Origin of the sequence: Pseudomonas sp. W5-36 (genome assembly GCF_046540455.1) — a bacterium.
In the GTDB taxonomy this organism is placed as follows: Bacteria; Pseudomonadota; Gammaproteobacteria; order Pseudomonadales; family Pseudomonadaceae; genus Aquipseudomonas; species Aquipseudomonas graminis_B.
Genome location: NZ_JAXCIQ010000006.1, coordinates 279,940 through 296,605, shown reverse-complemented (window position 1 = coordinate 296,605; position 16,666 = coordinate 279,940). Strand labels below are relative to the sequence as shown.

General features: G+C 63.3%; 15 protein-coding genes and 1 pseudogene. 7 read left to right on the top strand and 9 right to left on the bottom strand.

Going from position 1 to position 16,666, the window contains the following annotated elements; translation table 11 throughout:
* Positions 1 to 365: 365 nt before the first annotated feature.
* Entirely contained in the window at positions 366 to 1,496 is a 1,131-nt protein-coding gene (locus SLW74_RS14055; protein ID WP_410929249.1) for an alkene reductase, read from the bottom strand.
* Between the two features lie 459 nt (positions 1,497 to 1,955).
* Here SLW74_RS14055 and SLW74_RS14050 point away from each other — a divergent pair, with 459 nt between their 5' ends.
* From SLW74_RS14050 to SLW74_RS14020, 7 genes are all read left to right on the top strand, one after another.
* Positions 1,956 to 2,930 (top strand): GlxA family transcriptional regulator, encoded by a 975-nt coding sequence (locus SLW74_RS14050; protein WP_410929248.1) that lies wholly within the window; start codon positions 1,956 to 1,958, stop codon positions 2,928 to 2,930.
* Positions 2,931 to 3,061: 131 nt separating this feature from the next.
* Positions 3,062 to 3,583, top strand: coding sequence for a peptide-methionine (S)-S-oxide reductase MsrA (msrA, locus tag SLW74_RS14045; protein ID WP_065991601.1), 522 nt, complete (start codon positions 3,062 to 3,064; stop codon positions 3,581 to 3,583).
* Between the two features lie 191 nt (positions 3,584 to 3,774).
* On the top strand, positions 3,775 to 4,662 hold the full coding sequence (ehuB, locus tag SLW74_RS14040) for an ectoine/hydroxyectoine ABC transporter substrate-binding protein EhuB (RefSeq protein ID WP_410929247.1): 888 nt from the start codon (positions 3,775 to 3,777) through the stop codon (positions 4,660 to 4,662).
* A gap of 139 nt (positions 4,663 to 4,801) precedes the next feature.
* Positions 4,802 to 5,482, top strand: coding sequence for an ectoine/hydroxyectoine ABC transporter permease subunit EhuC (gene ehuC / locus SLW74_RS14035; RefSeq protein ID WP_065991599.1), 681 nt, complete (start codon positions 4,802 to 4,804; stop codon positions 5,480 to 5,482).
* Positions 5,479 to 6,129 carry an ectoine/hydroxyectoine ABC transporter permease subunit EhuD gene (gene ehuD / locus SLW74_RS14030; protein ID WP_192131428.1) on the top strand — a complete coding sequence of 217 codons (651 nt, stop codon included), beginning with the start codon at positions 5,479 to 5,481 and terminating at the stop codon, positions 6,127 to 6,129. The genes ehuC and ehuD overlap by 4 nt, the downstream gene beginning before the upstream one ends.
* Positions 6,122 to 6,913: an amino acid ABC transporter ATP-binding protein gene (locus SLW74_RS14025; RefSeq protein ID WP_410929246.1), complete on the top strand. Its 792-nt coding sequence runs from the start codon at positions 6,122 to 6,124 to the stop codon at positions 6,911 to 6,913. Before ehuD ends, SLW74_RS14025 begins: the two co-directional genes overlap by 8 nt.
* A gap of 96 nt (positions 6,914 to 7,009) precedes the next feature.
* Positions 7,010 to 7,246 (top strand): hypothetical protein, encoded by a 237-nt coding sequence (locus SLW74_RS14020; RefSeq protein ID WP_065991596.1) that lies wholly within the window; start codon positions 7,010 to 7,012, stop codon positions 7,244 to 7,246.
* A gap of 443 nt (positions 7,247 to 7,689) precedes the next feature.
* Here the strand turns inward: SLW74_RS14020 and SLW74_RS14015 are convergent, their stop codons facing one another.
* The 8 genes and pseudogenes from SLW74_RS14015 to SLW74_RS13980 form a co-directional block, all read right to left on the bottom strand.
* Positions 7,690 to 8,049: a response regulator gene (locus tag SLW74_RS14015; RefSeq protein ID WP_369318034.1), complete on the bottom strand. Its 360-nt coding sequence runs from the start codon at positions 8,047 to 8,049 to the stop codon at positions 7,690 to 7,692.
* A gap of 45 nt (positions 8,050 to 8,094) precedes the next feature.
* Positions 8,095 to 9,522 carry an ATPase domain-containing protein gene (locus SLW74_RS14010; protein WP_083233208.1) on the bottom strand — a complete coding sequence of 476 codons (1,428 nt, stop codon included), beginning with the start codon at positions 9,520 to 9,522 and terminating at the stop codon, positions 8,095 to 8,097.
* Positions 9,523 to 9,697: 175 nt separating this feature from the next.
* Positions 9,698 to 9,883, bottom strand: a complete 186-nt coding sequence (locus SLW74_RS14005; RefSeq protein ID WP_410929245.1) for a hypothetical protein — start codon at positions 9,881 to 9,883, stop codon at positions 9,698 to 9,700.
* 190 nt (positions 9,884 to 10,073) lie between these two features.
* Entirely contained in the window at positions 10,074 to 11,390 is a 1,317-nt protein-coding gene (locus tag SLW74_RS14000) for a sensor histidine kinase (RefSeq protein WP_410929244.1), read from the bottom strand.
* An 82-nt stretch (positions 11,391 to 11,472) separates the two neighbouring features.
* Positions 11,473 to 12,740 (bottom strand): annotated as a pseudogene (locus tag SLW74_RS13995) (MFS transporter).
* 128 nt (positions 12,741 to 12,868) lie between these two features.
* The gene (locus SLW74_RS13990) at positions 12,869 to 15,091 is read right to left on the bottom strand and encodes an ATP-binding protein (RefSeq protein ID WP_410929243.1); all 2,223 of its coding nucleotides are present in this window, start codon (positions 15,089 to 15,091) and stop codon (positions 12,869 to 12,871) included.
* Positions 15,084 to 15,716 (bottom strand): biliverdin-producing heme oxygenase, encoded by a 633-nt coding sequence (locus SLW74_RS13985; protein ID WP_410929242.1) that lies wholly within the window; start codon positions 15,714 to 15,716, stop codon positions 15,084 to 15,086. The genes SLW74_RS13990 and SLW74_RS13985 overlap by 8 nt, the downstream gene beginning before the upstream one ends.
* 191 nt (positions 15,717 to 15,907) lie before the next feature.
* Complete coding sequence (locus SLW74_RS13980; protein ID WP_410929241.1) at positions 15,908 to 16,660, bottom strand: type VI secretion system ImpA family N-terminal domain-containing protein; 753 nt, start codon at positions 16,658 to 16,660, stop codon at positions 15,908 to 15,910.
* Between the last annotated feature and the right edge of the window lie 6 nt (positions 16,661 to 16,666).

Below are 16,666 nucleotides of genomic sequence, written 5' to 3'. Positions count from 1 at the left end.
GGTTGGGCCCGACTTCGTCGGGTTCCTTCACTCCGGTCTCGCTCCGTGGGCCCGCCGCCATCCGCCATCCATGGCGGGGGGCGGCTCTCGCGGCATCCATGCCGCTCGGCCCACGGAGCGAGACCTGCGTTCAGCCTGCACCCAAGTCGCGATTGGCGGTGACTGACCCTTTTGCGTATGAAGATCAAAAGCAGAGCAAACGCGTTCTTGGTAGGAATGGCTTTAGCCGCAGCGCATAGGGGACTGATTTATTTACAGCGCTTCACCGTAAATTAATCTGTCCCCGGGACAACGCTAACGTCTTTTGCCTCCACTGATCGCTCCGCGTCCGCGTCTGTACTCGATCCGGGATAAGGCGAGGGGTTTTATTCGCCAGCCTTATAAACCGGATAGTCGATATAGCCCACTTCGGTCCCGCCATACAACGTGGCCGGGTCAACGGGGTTGAGGGGCCAGCCGTTGGCGATGCGTGCGGGCAGGTCGGGGTTGGCGATGAAGGGGCGGCCGAAGGCGATGAGGTCGGCGAGGCCGGCGTCGATCAGGCGGTTGCCGCGTTCGGCGGTGTAGCGGCCGGCGTACATGATGCGTCCGCTGAAGGCGTCGCGGATGGCTCTACGGAAGGTCTCCGGCAGTTCAGGGGCGTTGTCCCAGTCGGCTTCGGCGATGGAGACGTAGGCGACGCCGGCGTTTTCCAGAACCTTGACGGCTTCGACGTAGGTGTGATGCGGATTGCTTTCCACCAGGCCGATGTAGACGCGTTCTTCGTCGGTGCTGGCGAACAGCGGTGAGAAGCGCACGCCCAGACGATCCCCGCCAACGGCTTCGGCGACGGCAGTGACGATCTCGCGCAGGAAGCGCAGGCGGTTCTCCAGCGAGCCGCCGTATTCGTCGTTGCGGTGGTTGGTGTGCTCGGAGATGAACTGGTTGACCAGGTAACCGTTCGCCGCATGGATTTCCACGCCGTCAAAACCCGCTTCGATCGCGCTTTTTGCCGCCTGGGCGTACAGCTTCACTAACTCGCGGATTTCTTCCACGGTCAGCGCGCGAGGCGTCGGCGGCACCACCAGTTGCCCTGCGCCCGGCGCGGTTTCGATGAACGCCTTGGCGTTGGCCGCCGGAATAGCCGATGGGGCAACCGGCGCTTCGCCGTTGGGCTGCAAGGCGTGGTCGGACACGCGCCCCACATGCCAGAGCTGGGCGAAGATGACGCCCTCTTCCGCGTGCACCGCGTCGGTCACTTTGCGCCAGCCTTCGACCTGCTCGGCGGTATACATGCCCGGCGTCCATGCATAGCCTTGGCCGCGCGGCTCGATCTGGGTGCCTTCGGTGATCATGAAGCCGGCGGACGCACGCTGCTGGTAGTACGTCGCCATCAGGTCCGACGCGATATCGCCCGGTTGCAGGCTTCGCTGGCGGGTCAAGGGCGGGAAGGCAATGCGGTTTTTCAGCACGTGCCGACCCAGCGTGACGTGGGTGAGCAAGGGTTGCGTAGCCATGGGTGAAACTCCGTTCAAGGCGTTGAAGAGGGTGACCGGATCAACTGGCGTAGACCAGTCGTCTAGTGGATGGCCGGGAGTCTAAAGCGCACCCGCAGAGCCGGCAATGTCAGATCCGCAATGATTCCGGACATTGATTACGGACTCGCAGAATCTTGCGCTTTGCGTATCCCCGGTGGGACCGGCGCTGACATCGACTGTAGAACCGGCTTCAGCCGGGAAAGCGCCAGAAGCCACACCGCAAAATCGAGGCTGCTCGCACCGGCCCCTTCCCGGCTAAAGCCAGTCCCACTAAAAACACCGCGCGCATTCAGTGGGACGATCGCCCGCACTGAACAGGCAGCACGTCAACCAACGCCCATCATTCACATCCGTCCGCACAATCCCCTAGAATGCCGCCTGGTTTCAGGCTCGTGCCCCCTGCGCTGGCAGTGGCGGTAACAGAAAGGCGATCAAGGCATGCGCGACATTTCCAGGCAAAGAACAGTGGCAGTGGTGCTGTTCACCGACGTGCTCATGCTCGACGTGACCGGCCCGATGGACGTCTTTTCGATTTCCAATCGGCTGCTGGCACCGGAAGAACAGTACCGATTGATCACGGTGGCCGAGCGACCGTTGCTCATCCGCAGCTCCTGCGGACTCAAGGTCCAGGCGGATGTGGCGCTGGACGATCTGCCGGCCGACATCGATCTGCTGCTGGTCCCCGGCGGGCCGGGCGCGTACGGCGTCGGCCATCCTCGGCTCACCGCCTGGCTACCCGCCGCCGTCCAGGGCGCCCGGCGTTTCGGGGCGATCTGCACCGGTGCGTTTCTGCTGGGGGACGCTGGCCTGCTGGACGGCTATCGCTGCACCACCCACTGGAACTACGTCGAGCGACTCGCCCGGCGCTTCCCCGCCACCCGGGTCGAAACCGAGCAAATCTACGTCGTCGACCGCAACCTGATCACCTCCGGTGGCATTACCGCCGGGATCGACATGGCCCTGGCCATCGTCGCCGAAGACCATGGCAAGGAGATCGCCCTCGAAGTCGCCAAAGTGCTGCTGGTGGTGATGAAGCGTCAGGGCGGGCAAACGCCCTACGGCCCCCTGCTGGCGGCGGTGCCTCGGGATGACAGCGCGATCGCCCGGGTGCAGGCCTACGTCGTCGATCACATCGATGAGGCGTACACCGTGCAGCGCATGGCCGACCTGGCAGCGATGAGTCCGCGCAATTTCGCCCGGGCGTTTCAGCGCGAAGCCAGTCTGACGCCCATGCAATTCCTGCTCAACGCGCGCATCGATCATTCACGCAAACTGCTCGAAGGCAGTGACCTGCCGCTCAAGGTGGTGGCCAGTCGCTGCGGCTTCGGCAGCGCGCGGCACATGCGCAAGGCATTCAATGAGCGCATCGGCGTGACGCCCGGCCAATACCGTCAGCAGTTCGGCGGCGACTGAACGAGTGCGCGTCTCCATCCTCTGATCTTCAAGGGCGGCCGTTGCGCCGCCCGCTCGCCAACAAGCTCGCAGACACGCACACTGCGGCGCTTGTCTGACACACACCGCTCAACAGCTGGAAGGACTTGCCCATGACCACCCACACCGAAACCGCGCTGCTTGCCGGAGGCTGCTTCTGGGGCATGCAGGACTTGCTGCGCCGCTACCCCGGCGTCGTCTCGACCCGCGTCGGCTACTCCGGTGGCGACGTCGACAACGCCACCTATCGCAACCACGGCACCCACGCCGAAGCCATCGAAATCGTCTTCGATCCCGAACAGATTTCCTACCGTCAGATCCTGGAATTCTTCTTCCAGATTCATGACCCGTCGACCCCGAATCGCCAGGGCAATGACCGGGGCGTGAGCTATCGCTCGGCGATTTTCTACCTCAACGACCAGCAAAAAGCCGTGGCGCTGGACACCGTGGCCGATGTCGATGCGTCGGGCCTGTGGCCGGGCAAAGTCGTCACCGAAATCGCCCCGGCCGGACCGTTCTGGGAAGCCGAGCCTGAGCATCAGGACTACCTGGAGCGCATTCCCAACGGCTACACCTGCCACTTTATTCGCGCTGGCTGGAAACTGCCGCACCGCGAAACCTCAACCACGGCCTGATCGACACGGACTGTTCCCCCGGACCGCGTTGCCAGAGCGGTCCAAGGGGGATACGGTTGCCGTGGCCCGGGCCGAATCCATCGGACCCAAATGCATATACTAATAACTAAACGATATTTATCTAAGCTTTTTTAGACTCTTATGATTCGCGGCTTCCGCTTTCCTGCCCCCACTGACGCCACGAGTCCGCCATGCCCTTCCCTCGCACAATCGCTGGAAAATCCCTGTCATTGTCAGCCGCACTCGGCTCCGCCCTGCTGCTGAATGCCGTGGTTTCGTTCTCCGCCGTCGCCGGTCTGCTGGAAAAGGGCCGCAGTCAGGGCCTGACCGCCGGCATCGCCAACGAGCAACCCTATGCGTACGTGGGCACCGACGGGAACATCGTCGGCGCCAACGTCGAGATCCTCCGGGCCATTCTCGAACCGCTGGGCATCAGCAAGGTTGAACTGCCCATCACCGAGTTCGGCTCGCTGGTGCCGGGCCTCGCGGCAGGTCGTTTCGATCTGATCGGTGCCGGCCTGTTCATCAACCCGGCACGCTGCAAAGTGATTGGCTATTCCAACCCGGTCACCCGCTCCGGTGGCGCGTTTCTGGTCAAGGCCGGCAACCCGCTGAAGCTGCACAGCCTCAAGGACGTCGCGGCCAACGGCAAGGCGCGGCTGGCGACCCAGCCCGGCAGCAATCAGGTGCAGGAAGCCAAGGACAGCGGCATCAGCAATGGCAACGTGGTGCTCTTCGACAAAGACACCGAAGCCCTCGCCGCGCTGCAGGCCGATCGCGTCGACGTGGTGTACTTCCCCGATGCCGAAATCATCGGCCTGCTGAAAAAAGCCGAGGGCACGCCGGTTGAACGCGCGCTGCCGTTCGAGCAGATCCCGGACGCCGATGGCAAACCGACCTGGAATTACCACGCCTACGGCCTGCCGAAAAACGATCCGGCGTTCACCCAGGCGTTCAACGAGCAACTGGCGAAACTGCGCGCGTCCGGTGACCTGCTGAAGATCCTGCAGAAGTACGGCTACACCGAAAACGAACTGCCGCCCGCCGACGTCACCGCCGAGCAACGCTGCAACCGCTGATGTTGATCCCGGTGCCGATGCCGATGCCGATGATGATGCCTGCGCTGATGCCTGCGCCATTGTATGACCGGCTTCAGCCGGGAAGCTTCTCGATCCTTCACCCGCGACATGACGGCCCCAGCCCATACGAGTACGGCCCATGCTTTTTGATGCTTCCACCCTGGACACCGCGCGCTTCATCGCTCGCCAGTTGGCCAACGGCGCACTGGTCACCCTGGAAATCACCTTCTTCGCCCAAGTCGTTGTGGTGGTGATGTCGTTTGTCATCGCGCTGATGCGCCTGTCGCCATGGCGCGCGCTGCGCTGGATCGCGACGGTCTACGTCGAAATCCTGCGGGGCATCTCCGCCCTGGTGCTGCTGTTCTACCTGTTCTTCATCCTGCCGCTGTTTGGCATCACCCTGGCGCCGATGACCACCGGCATTCTAGGCCTGGGCCTGACCTTCTCCGCCTATGGTTCGGAAATCGTCCGCTCGGCCCTGAGCAATGTCGCCCGGGGCCAGCGGGACGCGATCAAAGCCCTGGACTTCGACGCGATCACGGCGTTTCGCCGAATCATCCTGCCCCAGGCCCTGCCCTTCATGCTGCCGCCCATGGGCAATCAACTGGTCGAGCTGCTGAAGACCACGTCGCTGGTGTCACTGATCACCCTCAGCGACCTGACGTTTTCCGGCGGTCAGTTGATCACCACCCTGGGCCAGCAGACGCTGATCTGGAGCATCGTGCTGGTGTGTTATTTCGTCATGGCCTGGCCGCTCAGTTGGCTGGTCAAGCGCTATGAGCGGCGGGTCACCCACTGGCGTCGCGGGGTGGCCCCATGAACTTCGATTACGCCTTCGCCTGGTCCATCGTCCCCGATCTGTTTCAGGGGCTGCTGGTGACGCTGCAAGTGGTGATGCTGGGGTTTCTGCTGGCGGTGCTGCTCGGTCTGCTGCTGGCCATCGCCCAACGCTCGAACAACGCGCTGGTGCAACGGCTGAGCGCCGGCTACCTGAGCTTCTTTCGGCACACCCCACTGATGGTGCAGCTCTACGTGCTGTTCTTCGCCCTGCCCCTGGCCGGCCTGACCCTGCCGGCGATTTCCACCGGGGTGATCGGGCTCGGCCTGTATTACGCGGCCTACATTGCCGAAGCCTTTCGCGGGGCCATCGAAGGCGTGCCGGCCGGACAATGGGAAGCGGCCAAGGCCCTGGATTTCGACGGCGCCACCACGTGGCGGCGGATCGTCTTGCCCCAGGCCCTCAAACCGATGCTGCCAGTGCTGGGCAATTACCTGATCGGCATGTTCAAGGAAACCCCGCTGCTGGCGGTGATCACGATTCCCGAGCTGTTCCAGGCGGCCAAGCAGATCGCCGGCATGACGTACCGCTACAACGAGCCCTACACGGTGATGGCGCTGATGTTTCTGGCGATCAGCGTGCCGACCTCCCTGCTGTTCAAATATTTCGAGAGGCGCAGCCATGTCTGATCTCGCACACGCTCTGCCCGGCGCATCGCCGCAGATCATCCTCAAGCAAGTGGTGAAAAACTTTGGCGCGACCCGGGTCATCGATCACCTCGACCTGAGCATCCCCGCCGGCCAGAAAGTCGCCCTGATCGGCCCCAGCGGTTCGGGCAAATCCACGGTGCTGCGCCTGATCAAGGGCCTGGAGGCCTATCAGCACGGCAGTATCGAGGTGGCCGGCTCGCCGGTGCCGGCCAAATCCGGCGGCTGGCACTGGCCGGGTGCGAAGAAGCCGCCGGTGGTGCATCGGGTGGGCATGGTCTTTCAGCAGTTCAACCTGTTTCCGCACCTGACCGTGCAACAGAACGTCACCGAAGCCCCGCTTCAGGTGCTCAAGCTGAGCCGCGAAGAGGCTCTGGAGCGCGCCCATCAATACCTCGGGCTGGTCGGCTTGACCCACAAGGCCGATGCCTATCCCGCGCAGCTGTCCGGCGGCCAGCAACAGCGCGTGGCCATTGCCCGGGCGCTGGCCATGCGGCCCCAAGTGATGCTGTTCGACGAGGTCACCTCTGCGCTGGACCCCGAGCTGGTCGGTGAAGTGCTGGCCGTAATTCGCGCCATCGCCCACGAGCAGCAGATGACCATGCTGCTGGTGACCCACGAAATGAAGTTCGCCCAGGACATCGCCGACCGCGTGCTGTTCATGGAGGGCGGGCGCATCGTCGCCGATGGCTCGCCGACCGAGGTGCTGGTCGACCCGGACAACGAGCGCACGCGGCGCTTCCTTAATCTGGTAGAGCAGCGTTAAGCAGCTCCGGCCCCGCCTGGCACGCGGCCGAAAAAAACCCGAACTCGGCGACCATCGACACATCCAACCCTCATACCCCACAGCGAGGATGAACCCATGAGCAACGACACCCCGGTCGACCCACGCAACGTCACCCAGCCCGACGCGCCAACCCTGGACAGCGCTGGCAAACCCGTCAACGTGGTACAGCGAGACCTCAATGACCCTGACAACGACACCCGCGCGGTGGACGAAATCATCACCCCCACCTCCATTCGGGAAAAGGAACAGGACGCCGAGGAGCTGAACAAAAAGTCAGCTGAGATCGAACGCAAGGTCGCTGACGGACGTTGATTCACCCAGGGCGGCGTCATGGCCGCCCTGCCTTCCCGAGTTTCAATCCACGCCCGGCATCACCTGCCGCGCCGCAAAATTACTGGCGTCGACACCGGCCTCTTCCCGGCTGAAGCCAGTCCCACAAAAAGCATCCCGTGCGTCCAGTGACACCTGCTGCGCCTCGACCTAGGCAGCAGCTGTGACCTCGACCGTAGGACCGGCTTTAGCCGGGAATGCGTCGGCAGCCGCGCCGTAGAATTGTTGGCGTTCACACCGGCCTCTTCCCGGCTAAAGCCAGTCCCACAAAAAGCATCCCAAGCGTCCAGTGAGACTTGCTGGGCATCGACCTATGCAGCAGCTGTGACCTCGACCGTGGGACCGGCTTTAGCCGGGAATGCGCCGGCAGCTGCGCCGCAAAATTGTTGGCGTTCATATCGGCGTCTTCCCGGCTAAAGCCAGTCCTACTTACCGAGCAACGCGCGCACCGCTTCCAGCACTGCGCTGATCTCGAACGGCTTGTCGAACACTTTGCTGAACAGGTCTGGCCGGGCGATGCCCAGATGCGACTGCGCACCGCTCATGAGCACAATCGGGATCTGCCCCAGGCTCTGATTCACGCGCACCGCTTCCGCCAGCTCGATGCCGTTCATCCCGGGCATCATGTAATCCGTAATGATCAGCTGCGGGCGCTCGCGTTCGAGAATGCCGAGGGCCTTCAGACCGCTGCCGGCGGTGACCGTCAGGTAGCCTTCGTCTTCCAGCGCGAAGCTGAGGATGTCAGCGATGAGGTATTCATCGTCGACGATCAGAATCGTGGTCATGCAGCCCTCCGCGCCAATGAGCGATCATCGGCTCGATGACGACTTCTACGCCGTTGCATTGCCTGAATCGTCGAGGGCATGGAACGCAGCCTTTTTCACAGTCAGACCCTGCTCGCCGATCAAGACGTCCAGCAGGGCCGGGTCGTAGGGGTTATCGCGGATTTTGAGGATCGACAGTTGCCGGGTCAGCCCCGCCGTCGATTGCGCGAAGCGGATCAGCATGAGGTTGTCGACGATGCCCGACATATCAGGGGCCGGTGCGTCGATCTTGCCGCCGATCAGGCCGCGGATTTCCCAGCTTGAGACCACCGTGACGCCACGGGCGCGAAGCTCGCTCATCAGGGCGCTGAAGAGGTCGAGAATCCGCGATTGGTCGCACGACGCTCGGGCCATGCCGCCGAGACTGTCGAGGAACACGCGCTTGATGCCGTGCTGCTCGACGATCCGCAGCAGGTCGAGGGCGAGTTTGTCGATCAACTCGGCGGTCGGTGATTTCCAGGCGATGTGCAGCGCACCGGCGCGTTCCAGCGCTTCAAAGTCCAGCCCGAGCGCCGCCGCCTTCACCCGAAGGCGCTGTGGCGACTCGTAGAAGCCGAACAGCAGCCCCGGTTCATCGGGCGTCGAGCGCGCGAGAAAGTTAAGGCCGAACGTGGTCTTGCCTGTGCCCGACGGGCCGAGGAGCAAGGTCACCGACGATTCCACCAGGCCACCGCCGATCAGCGGGTCCAGCGTGTCAATCCCGCTGGCGACGACACTGAATTCAGCACTGTCGCGCAGCGCCGAGTGGGTGATGGTGCTTTCAAGGCGCGGGTAGACGACCAGCCCGTTTTCGGTGATTTCGCATTCGTGGGCGCCGGGGATGGCGCCACTGCCACGGGTCTTGCGCGCCTTGATACGGCGCACGGACCGGTTGCCGACCAGCTCTTCGCCCATTTCCAGCACGCCGTCGACCATGGTGTGTTCGGGGCTGCCGTCGTCCAGCTGGGAACTGGTGAGGAAGAACACCGTGCACCCGGCGAAAGCGGCGTGGCCCTGCAGTTCGGAGATGAAGCGTTTGGTGTTGAGGGTGGATTCGGCTTTGGAGCGGGCATTGAGCAGCCCGTCAAGGATCATCACCGTGGACTTCTGGCGGACGATCTCCCGGCGCAGCAGCTTGACGACTTCATCAAGGCCGTCGTTTTCCATGGTGTCGAACGCGCTGACGAACTGGATCTGGTCGCCGACCCGGTCTTTGTCGAAGAAGCTCATGGTGGAGAGGAACTGAAACAGCCGTTCGTGGGGCTCGGCGAGCAGGGTCGCGAACAGCACGCGGCCGCCATTGCGGATGTGATTGAAACCGATCTGGTTGGCCAGAATGGTTTTTCCGGAGCCCGGTCGACCCTGAATGATGTACGAGGACCCGGCAACGAAGCCGCCCATTAGCAGCTCATCAAGCCCTTCAATTCCGCTCTGAAGGCGTTTTAGCTGATTCAAATTTGCTTCCTCCGCCACGGTATTGGCGTGGTGAATATTGCGAGTTAGGTGCGCGAATAATCGCGCATTCTTCCGTTTTTGAAGAAGCTTTCCAAGCGCAATCATCAATTCTAATGACAGATGCACACGCATTTGCCGACAGACGCAGCGATTAACCCATCCGAACGAATGATAATCACTCGGCCGGATCGGCACCGGCTCCGGGGGTGCACCCATCGGTCTCGGCCTGGGAATGCTCGCTGCGCCGCTCGGGATCGTCGGGTTTGATGGGGGCAGACAGCGGGTATTCAGGGGTGTCATCCGTACCTACCGCGGGATCGTCGGCAGGCATGCAAATGAGTGATGGGCTGAAAGGATGCATGGTCGCGGGTCCATAAGGGAGACAACCCTTGGAGCGCACTGTCGAGCCCTCGTGCGGTGCACCGGACCAGTGGCGTGCGCGGTGTCGCCTGCGCCCTGTGGAGCGGGCGCGGTTGGATTGGTTTGACCTCGACTGAAGGACCGACTGAGGGACCGGCTGCAGGACCGGCTTCAGCCGGGAAAGCGTCGGATTAATCGCTGATGTCGGCGCTGGGGCTTGTGGCCACCAACATCTCATGGGTCGGCTTCAGCGACACGGTAAAACAGCATCCCCCGTCATCACGGCTGGTCAGGTTGACTGTCCAGTGCTGGTTGGCGCAGATGCGCTGGACCAGCGACAACCCCAGGCCCAGCCCCTCCCCGCGCTGTTCGTCGCCGCGCACGAAGGGCTGGAACATGGCCTGCTGTTTTTCCAGCGGAATGCCGATGCCGCTGTCCTCGACGCTGAACCCGTCGCTGCGCAGGGTCAACTGGATGAATCCCTGATCGGTGTAGTGCCAGGCGTTGCGCAAGAGATTGCCCATCACCGAGCGCAGCAAGGGCGCGTTGTAGGCCTCGTCGTCGTCCAGGCGCTGATAGCTGAAGCGCAAGCCTTTGGCTTCGATGGGCGTGCGCCAGGTGTCAGCCAGCTCGTCGGCGATCAGCACCAGAGACGACCGCTGGCCATGAGGCGTGTTCTTGCCTTCGGTACGGGCCAGCAGCAGGAAGGTTTCGACCAGTTGGTTCATACCCGCGGTCGCCTTGCCGATGCGCTTGACCTGCGTGCGGGAACGGTCGTCCAGCGCCGGGTATTCCATCAGCAGTTCGCAGGACGTCGCCAGCACCATGAGTGGCGTGCGCAGCTCATGGCTGACGTCGCTGGTGAACAGCTTTTCGCGACTCAGCGCGGCCCGCAGCCGGCCCAGGGTTTCGTCGAAGGATCGGGCCAGTGCGCCGACTTCGTCATTGGCGTAATCGCTGGCGAGCACCGGCGCCAGTTCCAGCAACTGATCGCGATGGCGCACCTGACCGGCCAGGCGCGACACCGGCGTGATCACCCGGGACGCCAGCAGCCGCCCCAGCAACACCGCCAACAGCACGCTGAGGACGAAGCCGACCAGCACGACCCCGAACAGAATTCGTTCACGTTTCTGGAATTTGCGCTGATCCCGCAACAACACGTAATGGCGCCCGTTCACTTCAGAGACCATGGCGTAATAGGCTTTCTTGCCGCGAAAGAACTCCTGAAATCCCAAGGGCAGGCCCTTGAGGTCATCGCTCATGGCGAGGTCGCCAACGCCCTCTTCGGCGTAGAACAATTCGTCTTTTTCAGGCCGGTGGCGCCAGTCGTTGATGCTGTCCACCGCCAGCAGACGGTGCATGTTGCCCTTCAGGCTCATGATCGACAGGCGCTTTTCGACCACGTGCACGGTGGCAATGATACCGGCGGCGAATACCCCGGCGACCAGGGTGCTCATCAAGGCGAATACGATGACAATCCGTTGCTTGAGGCTGTGTTTGATGTCCATGAAGGTCCGTGCATGGCGGTACTCGAATCCGGGGCGTCGCCCCTCCTGCGGAGATTATCGGGTGCGGGATGTCATGGTTTTGTCAAATGCCGCGCTCCGCCCGGCTGGCGCCGGTCCCGCTGGACATCAGAGGCCGCATCAGCAACATCCCGACCGCGCACCCGCCCATCAGCAGGCAGGTGGCGATGAAGACCACCGGCATCCCGAAATGCCCGTCCAGGTACCCCCGGTCAGCGGCCCCAGCACCTGGCCGATGTACTGGCAAGACGTGGAATAGCCCAGCATGCGGCCGGCCACGGCGTCGGGCACCGAATGGCGGATGATCGCCGCAATGCACGGCAACAGGCCGCCCAGGGCAATGCCCATGAGAAAACGCAGCAGCAGCAATTGCCAGGCATGGCTGACGAACGCCTGGGGGATGAGCAACAGAGCGGCCGCCGTCAGGCAGCCGATGACCACTTTCCAGTGGCCGATGCGGTCGGCCAGCTTGCCGATGCGGGACGCCGACAACACGCTGGCCAGAGCGGTAGCCGACATCACCAGCCCGGCCATCAGCGTGACGTTTTCGCTGTGCAACTGGGTCAGGTACACGGTGATGATCGGCTCGATGGACATGATCGAAAACATCACCAGACACGCCACAACCAGCATGGTCAGCACTGGCCTTTTGTCCGCGATGACGTCCCACGCCGGCACAGCCGGCGCCTTCGCCGCACCCGCCTGACGTCGAAGCCGAGGCGCTTCCTTCATCAGAAACAGCGTCGCAAGGAAGGTCAGAAAGATCACGCCCCCGGCCAGGAAGAACGTGGTACGGATGCCGATCAGCGGCGGCAACAGTCCGCCAATCAACGGCCCGGCGAGATTACCGGCCATGATCCCCGAAGAGAGCATGCCCAGTGCCCAGCCGGTGCGCGCCCTGGGCGTCTGCGTCGCCACCAGAATGGTCGCGCCGGAGGCATAGCCGCCGAGCAACCCTGCCAGCAAACGCAGCCCGACCAACTGGTAAATGTTCTCCGCCAGCCCGATCAGCGACATCGCCACCGCCATGCCCAGGCTGGCGCGAATCAGCATGAGCTTGCGCCCGTAGCGGTCGCCCAGCCGCCCCCACAGCGGTGCCGTCAGCGCGGCAGACAGAAAGGTCGCGCCAAACGCCACCCCCGACCACTGCACGATGGCGGCCTGATCGCTGACGCCCAAGTGTTCGACATACAGCGGCAGAAACGGCAGCAGCAGCGTCATGGCGACGATGGTGGTGAACGCGCCGAACACACAAACGGCCAGATTGCGCTTCCAGTGCTCTTCGACGATGGATGGCAGGGGCTCAGCCTGGGATTGGGGGTGTGCGGTCATGATGGCTCTACCGTGAACGGAACACGCTCACGGTAGAGGGCTGACAGGCATAAATAAAATTCATGTTTTTCATGCGGGGGATTCCAGTCAGGAATAACCCCCCGGCCACTGGGGCGCTCGCGTCCGGGTCAGGACGCCATTGACGCGCGCGGCACCGTGAAGCGGAATTCGCTGCCGACGCCCTCTTCACTGGCGGCGGTCAGTTCGCCGCCGTGGGCCCTGACGATGCCCTGGGAGATGTAAAGCCCCAGGCCCGTGCCGCTCGGATTGCCTTCACGCCTGCGCCAATAGCGCTCGAACACGTGGGGCAACTGATCGCCACGAATGCCATCCCCGCTGTCCACCACGGCGAACACCACATTGTCGCCCGCGGCTGACGCCGTCACCTTCACACTGCCGGACTTGGGCGTGAATTTGATGGCATTGCCCACCAGATTGGAGAGCACCTGAAACATGCGCTCCGGGTCAGCGAAAATCGTCAGGTCGGGATCAGCGTCGAACGTCAGGTCAATGAATTTGTTCAGCGCCAGTGGCGTGAGCAGTGACCAGGCGTCTTCGAACAACTGACTGACTTCCAGCGGCTCGGCGTCGATGAAGTAGCGGCCGGCTTCGATCTTTGAGGTATCGAGCAAATCCTCCAGCAGGTTGGTCATTCGCGTGGACGCGCGCTGCAGGATGTCGATGGCCGAGTTGAGTCGTTTGGTAGACGCCGTGGCGTCGGCGTTGATCACCCGCTGCATCATGGCGCACTGCATGACGATGACGGTCAGCGGGCTGCGCAGGTCGTGGGACACCACGGCCACCAGCTCATCGCGGGCACGCACGGCCTCTTTTTCGCGCAGCACCTGCCGTGACAGGTCCGCCTCCAGCGCCGAGCGACGCAGGTCGGACACCGCGTAGACCTCGCCGGCGCTCCAGGCCCTGGCCTTGCCCTCGACCTGCTGTTCCCACAGGGCAAAGGATTCCCGTGGCTGCAGGCGGTCATTGACGACCCGTTTGGCCTCCTGTGGGTTACCGCTCCACTCCACGCTGCCCCTGACCTGTGCGCGAAACCACAGCACCGCGTTGGCCACCGGCTTGGGCAAGCTGAACGCCAACAGTCCGCTGGCCACGTCTGGATAGCCTTGCGCGTCGGGCAACACGGCGCCGAGGCTGGACGTCTCGAACACCGCTCCGGGCCGGTTCTGCAGCCATTGCTGCAACGCGCTCACTTGCTCGGTGCTCGGGCACTGGCCGATCAGGTGCACCTGACCGTCGATGATCACCGCCACACCGTTGGCGTCGACCAGTGTCAGCAGCGCCTGGGAATGTTCAAGCAGCCCGTTGTAGACGTCGGCCGCGGACTCGTTCATCGCCCTGGACAGCCGGTCCAGCATGTGATGTTTGGCCAGTCGCTGGCGCTGAGTGTGCTGATCTTCCAGCAGGCTGATCTGCATCGACAGCACTTGTCCGATGGTCTGGCAGGCTGAGCGCAGGGTGTGGGGAACCTGCAGCGGCTCGCGATTGCCGCAACTGATCAGGCCCCAGAGGCGTTCATCCTTGAGCAGGGAGATGCTCATCGATGAGCGCACGCCCATGTTATGCATGTACTGACAATGGATCGGCGACACGCTGCGCAGCACCGCGTGGCTCATGTCCAGCGGTTCGCCGGTATCCGGGCGCAGGGCCGGGACCATAGGCGCCGGCACATACGCGGCGTCGGGGATGATGCGCAACCAGTTCAGGCGATACAGCTCGCGGGCCTGTTGCGGAATGTCAGTGGCGGGGAAAAACAGCCCCAGGTAGGCGTCCAGTTCGGCCGTTGCCGACTCGGCAATGACCTGCCCGTGGCCCTCCTCTTCAAAGCGATAGATCATCACCCGGTCGTAGCCGGTCAGTGCGCGGATTTCCGCGACGCTGATGGCGTACAGATCGTCCAGTGATTTGGCCGATTGCAGGCGACGCAAGGTGCGCGTGAGGCGCGGGCCCAAGTGCTGCATCGATGCCTGGGTGGCGACGGGCTCCACCTCCAGAAACAGCAGGCCGTCATGGCGATGCAACAGGCCATCGAATGCCTGCCCGGCAAACTGCATCGGCAACGGATCGAGGCTGTGCAGATCCGCGTCCCGAACGGCGTCGCGCAAGGCGTCGGCCTGCGCCTCGCCCAGCCAGCGTGCCAGCGAGTCGCCGGCCTGCACGTCGCCGGGAATGCCCAGCATCTGCCAGGCATTGGCACTGGCCTGTTGCACGGACCAGTCGGCTTCGAGCAGCGTGAGCAGAGCGCCGTGGGGCTGAATGGCGCCCGGGATACGAATCGGTTCGTTGGCGCAGGTGTCCAGCAGGTCGTCCATGGTCTGCATGTTGTTAAGCATTGTTCAGCACTCCCGCTCGCTCCAGCCAGGTTTGAAAGGATTCAAAGGTGAGGCGGGCCGATTGCACCACCTCGGTGTTGTACAGCGGGGTGTCGAACTCGGCCAGTTGTTTCAGGAAAGCTTTCCACAGATGACCGGTGTTGCGGCCGTAGACGTCCAGAAACTCGCCGCCGCTGTCGGCGTCCACGCCCAGTCTGTCGGCGATGATGCGGCGCAACACCTGCCCGCCCAGGGTCGCCCCTTCCATGACGTACATCACGCCGAGTAACTGCGCGACGCTGTCGATGGCGGGCAGCTCGGTGCACAGCGGCAGCGCCTCAATCTGCAGGTCGTCCAGGCCAAGGGCGTGCAGATCCTTGATCAGCGCCGGGATTTTCTGCCGCGCAGGATCAACGGCCTGGGGCGCCAGAAAACGCTCAATCGACTGTTGCAGGGGCAGATGAAAACCGTAATAGGCAGCGATGATCCGTTTGTAGGTGTCGAGATCAAGCTGTGGGTGGGTCAGTGGCAATCGGGCTTCGAGTGCCGTGTGCTGGACAGCGGTCGCCGTTCGCAATTGCTGAAGGACGCCGGCAACGGGGGCCGGGACGCAAGGGTCGCGCAACGTAGGGGTGATTTCAACCAAGGGCGAAAGTGTCCGGTCTGAGCGGACGTGCCTGAACATGCGGCAGCCGCGGTGTTGAGGCAGATGATGCGCGCACACTAATGGAGTCAGTGCCCGGCTGTAAATATGGCCTTCGGGTAAATGCCAAGGTTCAGCCGGGCGGTACATTCCGTGCGCGACCGACCCCGCGGAAAGTGTGGGGTCAACGCACCTTAATAGCCTGCGGCCAGAACGATGAGACAGCCGAACAGCGCGGCGGCGAGCCATCCGATACGGAGCGCTCGACGCTGCTGGAGGGGCGAATTGGGGGGCGTGGCCTTCCTTTGCGTGCCGGGCCGGTTGCGCTGCGTTGAGCCGGGCACTGCGCGCTGCACGGGGGAGTCCGCTGAGGTGGGCAGCGTTGAAGCTCGCGCTGTTTGCTGCCCGATAACGCCAAGGGCTTGGGCATCGCGCTCCAGACGTGAAACCCGCTGTCCGATCTGCTCGTGCAACCGATCCAGCGCGATGAGGGATTGCGGATGTTGCTGAACCAGCGTCTGGCGCAGCGACCCAACCCGCGTGCTCAGCAGGTTAAGGCCTGCCCGATCGCAAGGGTTGATGTCCAGTTCCCGCAGCACCGCTTGCCACGAGCCGAACACTCCGCCGAGGATTTCCGCCCGCGCCGATACCCCTCGGGGCCAGGGTTTGGCGTCTGCCCGCAGAAGGCTCTCCAGCACCGCCACGCCTTCGAAGATCCCGTCCACTCCGGTCAGGTGACTGCGCGCCAGGGCATAAGCCGCCGCCGTTTGCAGATCCGCGCCATGGCTGGCAAACAAGGCCAGGCAGCACTGTTCAATGGATTGCCAGTCCACATCAGGGCAGGCCGGATGACCCATTCGGGCCATTTCAATGCACAACCTCCGGTAGTCCGGCAATTCCCGCGGATCGCCGCCGGCCTTGATCTCCATGGCGAAGCCCTGGGTCATCGCGCG

Excerpts from the sequence above, each read along its gene's own strand:
- SLW74_RS13990 (WP_410929243.1), bottom strand. The coding sequence starts at position 15,091 with ATGCTTAACAACATGCAGACCATGGACGACCTGCTGGACACCTGCGCC.
- SLW74_RS14015 (WP_369318034.1), bottom strand. The coding sequence starts at position 8,049 with ATGACCACGATTCTGATCGTCGACGATGAATACCTCATCGCTGACATC.
- SLW74_RS14000 (WP_410929244.1), bottom strand. The coding sequence starts at position 11,390 with ATGGACATCAAACACAGCCTCAAGCAACGGATTGTCATCGTATTCGCC.
- SLW74_RS14005 (WP_410929245.1), bottom strand. The coding sequence starts at position 9,883 with ATGCATCCTTTCAGCCCATCACTCATTTGCATGCCTGCCGACGATCCC.
- SLW74_RS14055 (WP_410929249.1), bottom strand. The coding sequence starts at position 1,496 with ATGGCTACGCAACCCTTGCTCACCCACGTCACGCTGGGTCGGCACGTG.
- msrA (WP_065991601.1), top strand. The coding sequence starts at position 3,062 with ATGACCACCCACACCGAAACCGCGCTGCTTGCCGGAGGCTGCTTCTGG.
- SLW74_RS14025 (WP_410929246.1), top strand. The coding sequence starts at position 6,122 with ATGTCTGATCTCGCACACGCTCTGCCCGGCGCATCGCCGCAGATCATC.
- ehuC (WP_065991599.1), top strand. The coding sequence starts at position 4,802 with ATGCTTTTTGATGCTTCCACCCTGGACACCGCGCGCTTCATCGCTCGC.
- ehuD (WP_192131428.1), top strand. The coding sequence starts at position 5,479 with ATGAACTTCGATTACGCCTTCGCCTGGTCCATCGTCCCCGATCTGTTT.
- SLW74_RS14050 (WP_410929248.1), top strand. The coding sequence starts at position 1,956 with ATGCGCGACATTTCCAGGCAAAGAACAGTGGCAGTGGTGCTGTTCACC.
- SLW74_RS14020 (WP_065991596.1), top strand. The coding sequence starts at position 7,010 with ATGAGCAACGACACCCCGGTCGACCCACGCAACGTCACCCAGCCCGAC.
- ehuB (WP_410929247.1), top strand. The coding sequence starts at position 3,775 with ATGCCCTTCCCTCGCACAATCGCTGGAAAATCCCTGTCATTGTCAGCC.
- SLW74_RS13980 (WP_410929241.1), bottom strand. The coding sequence starts at position 16,660 with ATGACCCAGGGCTTCGCCATGGAGATCAAGGCCGGCGGCGATCCGCGG.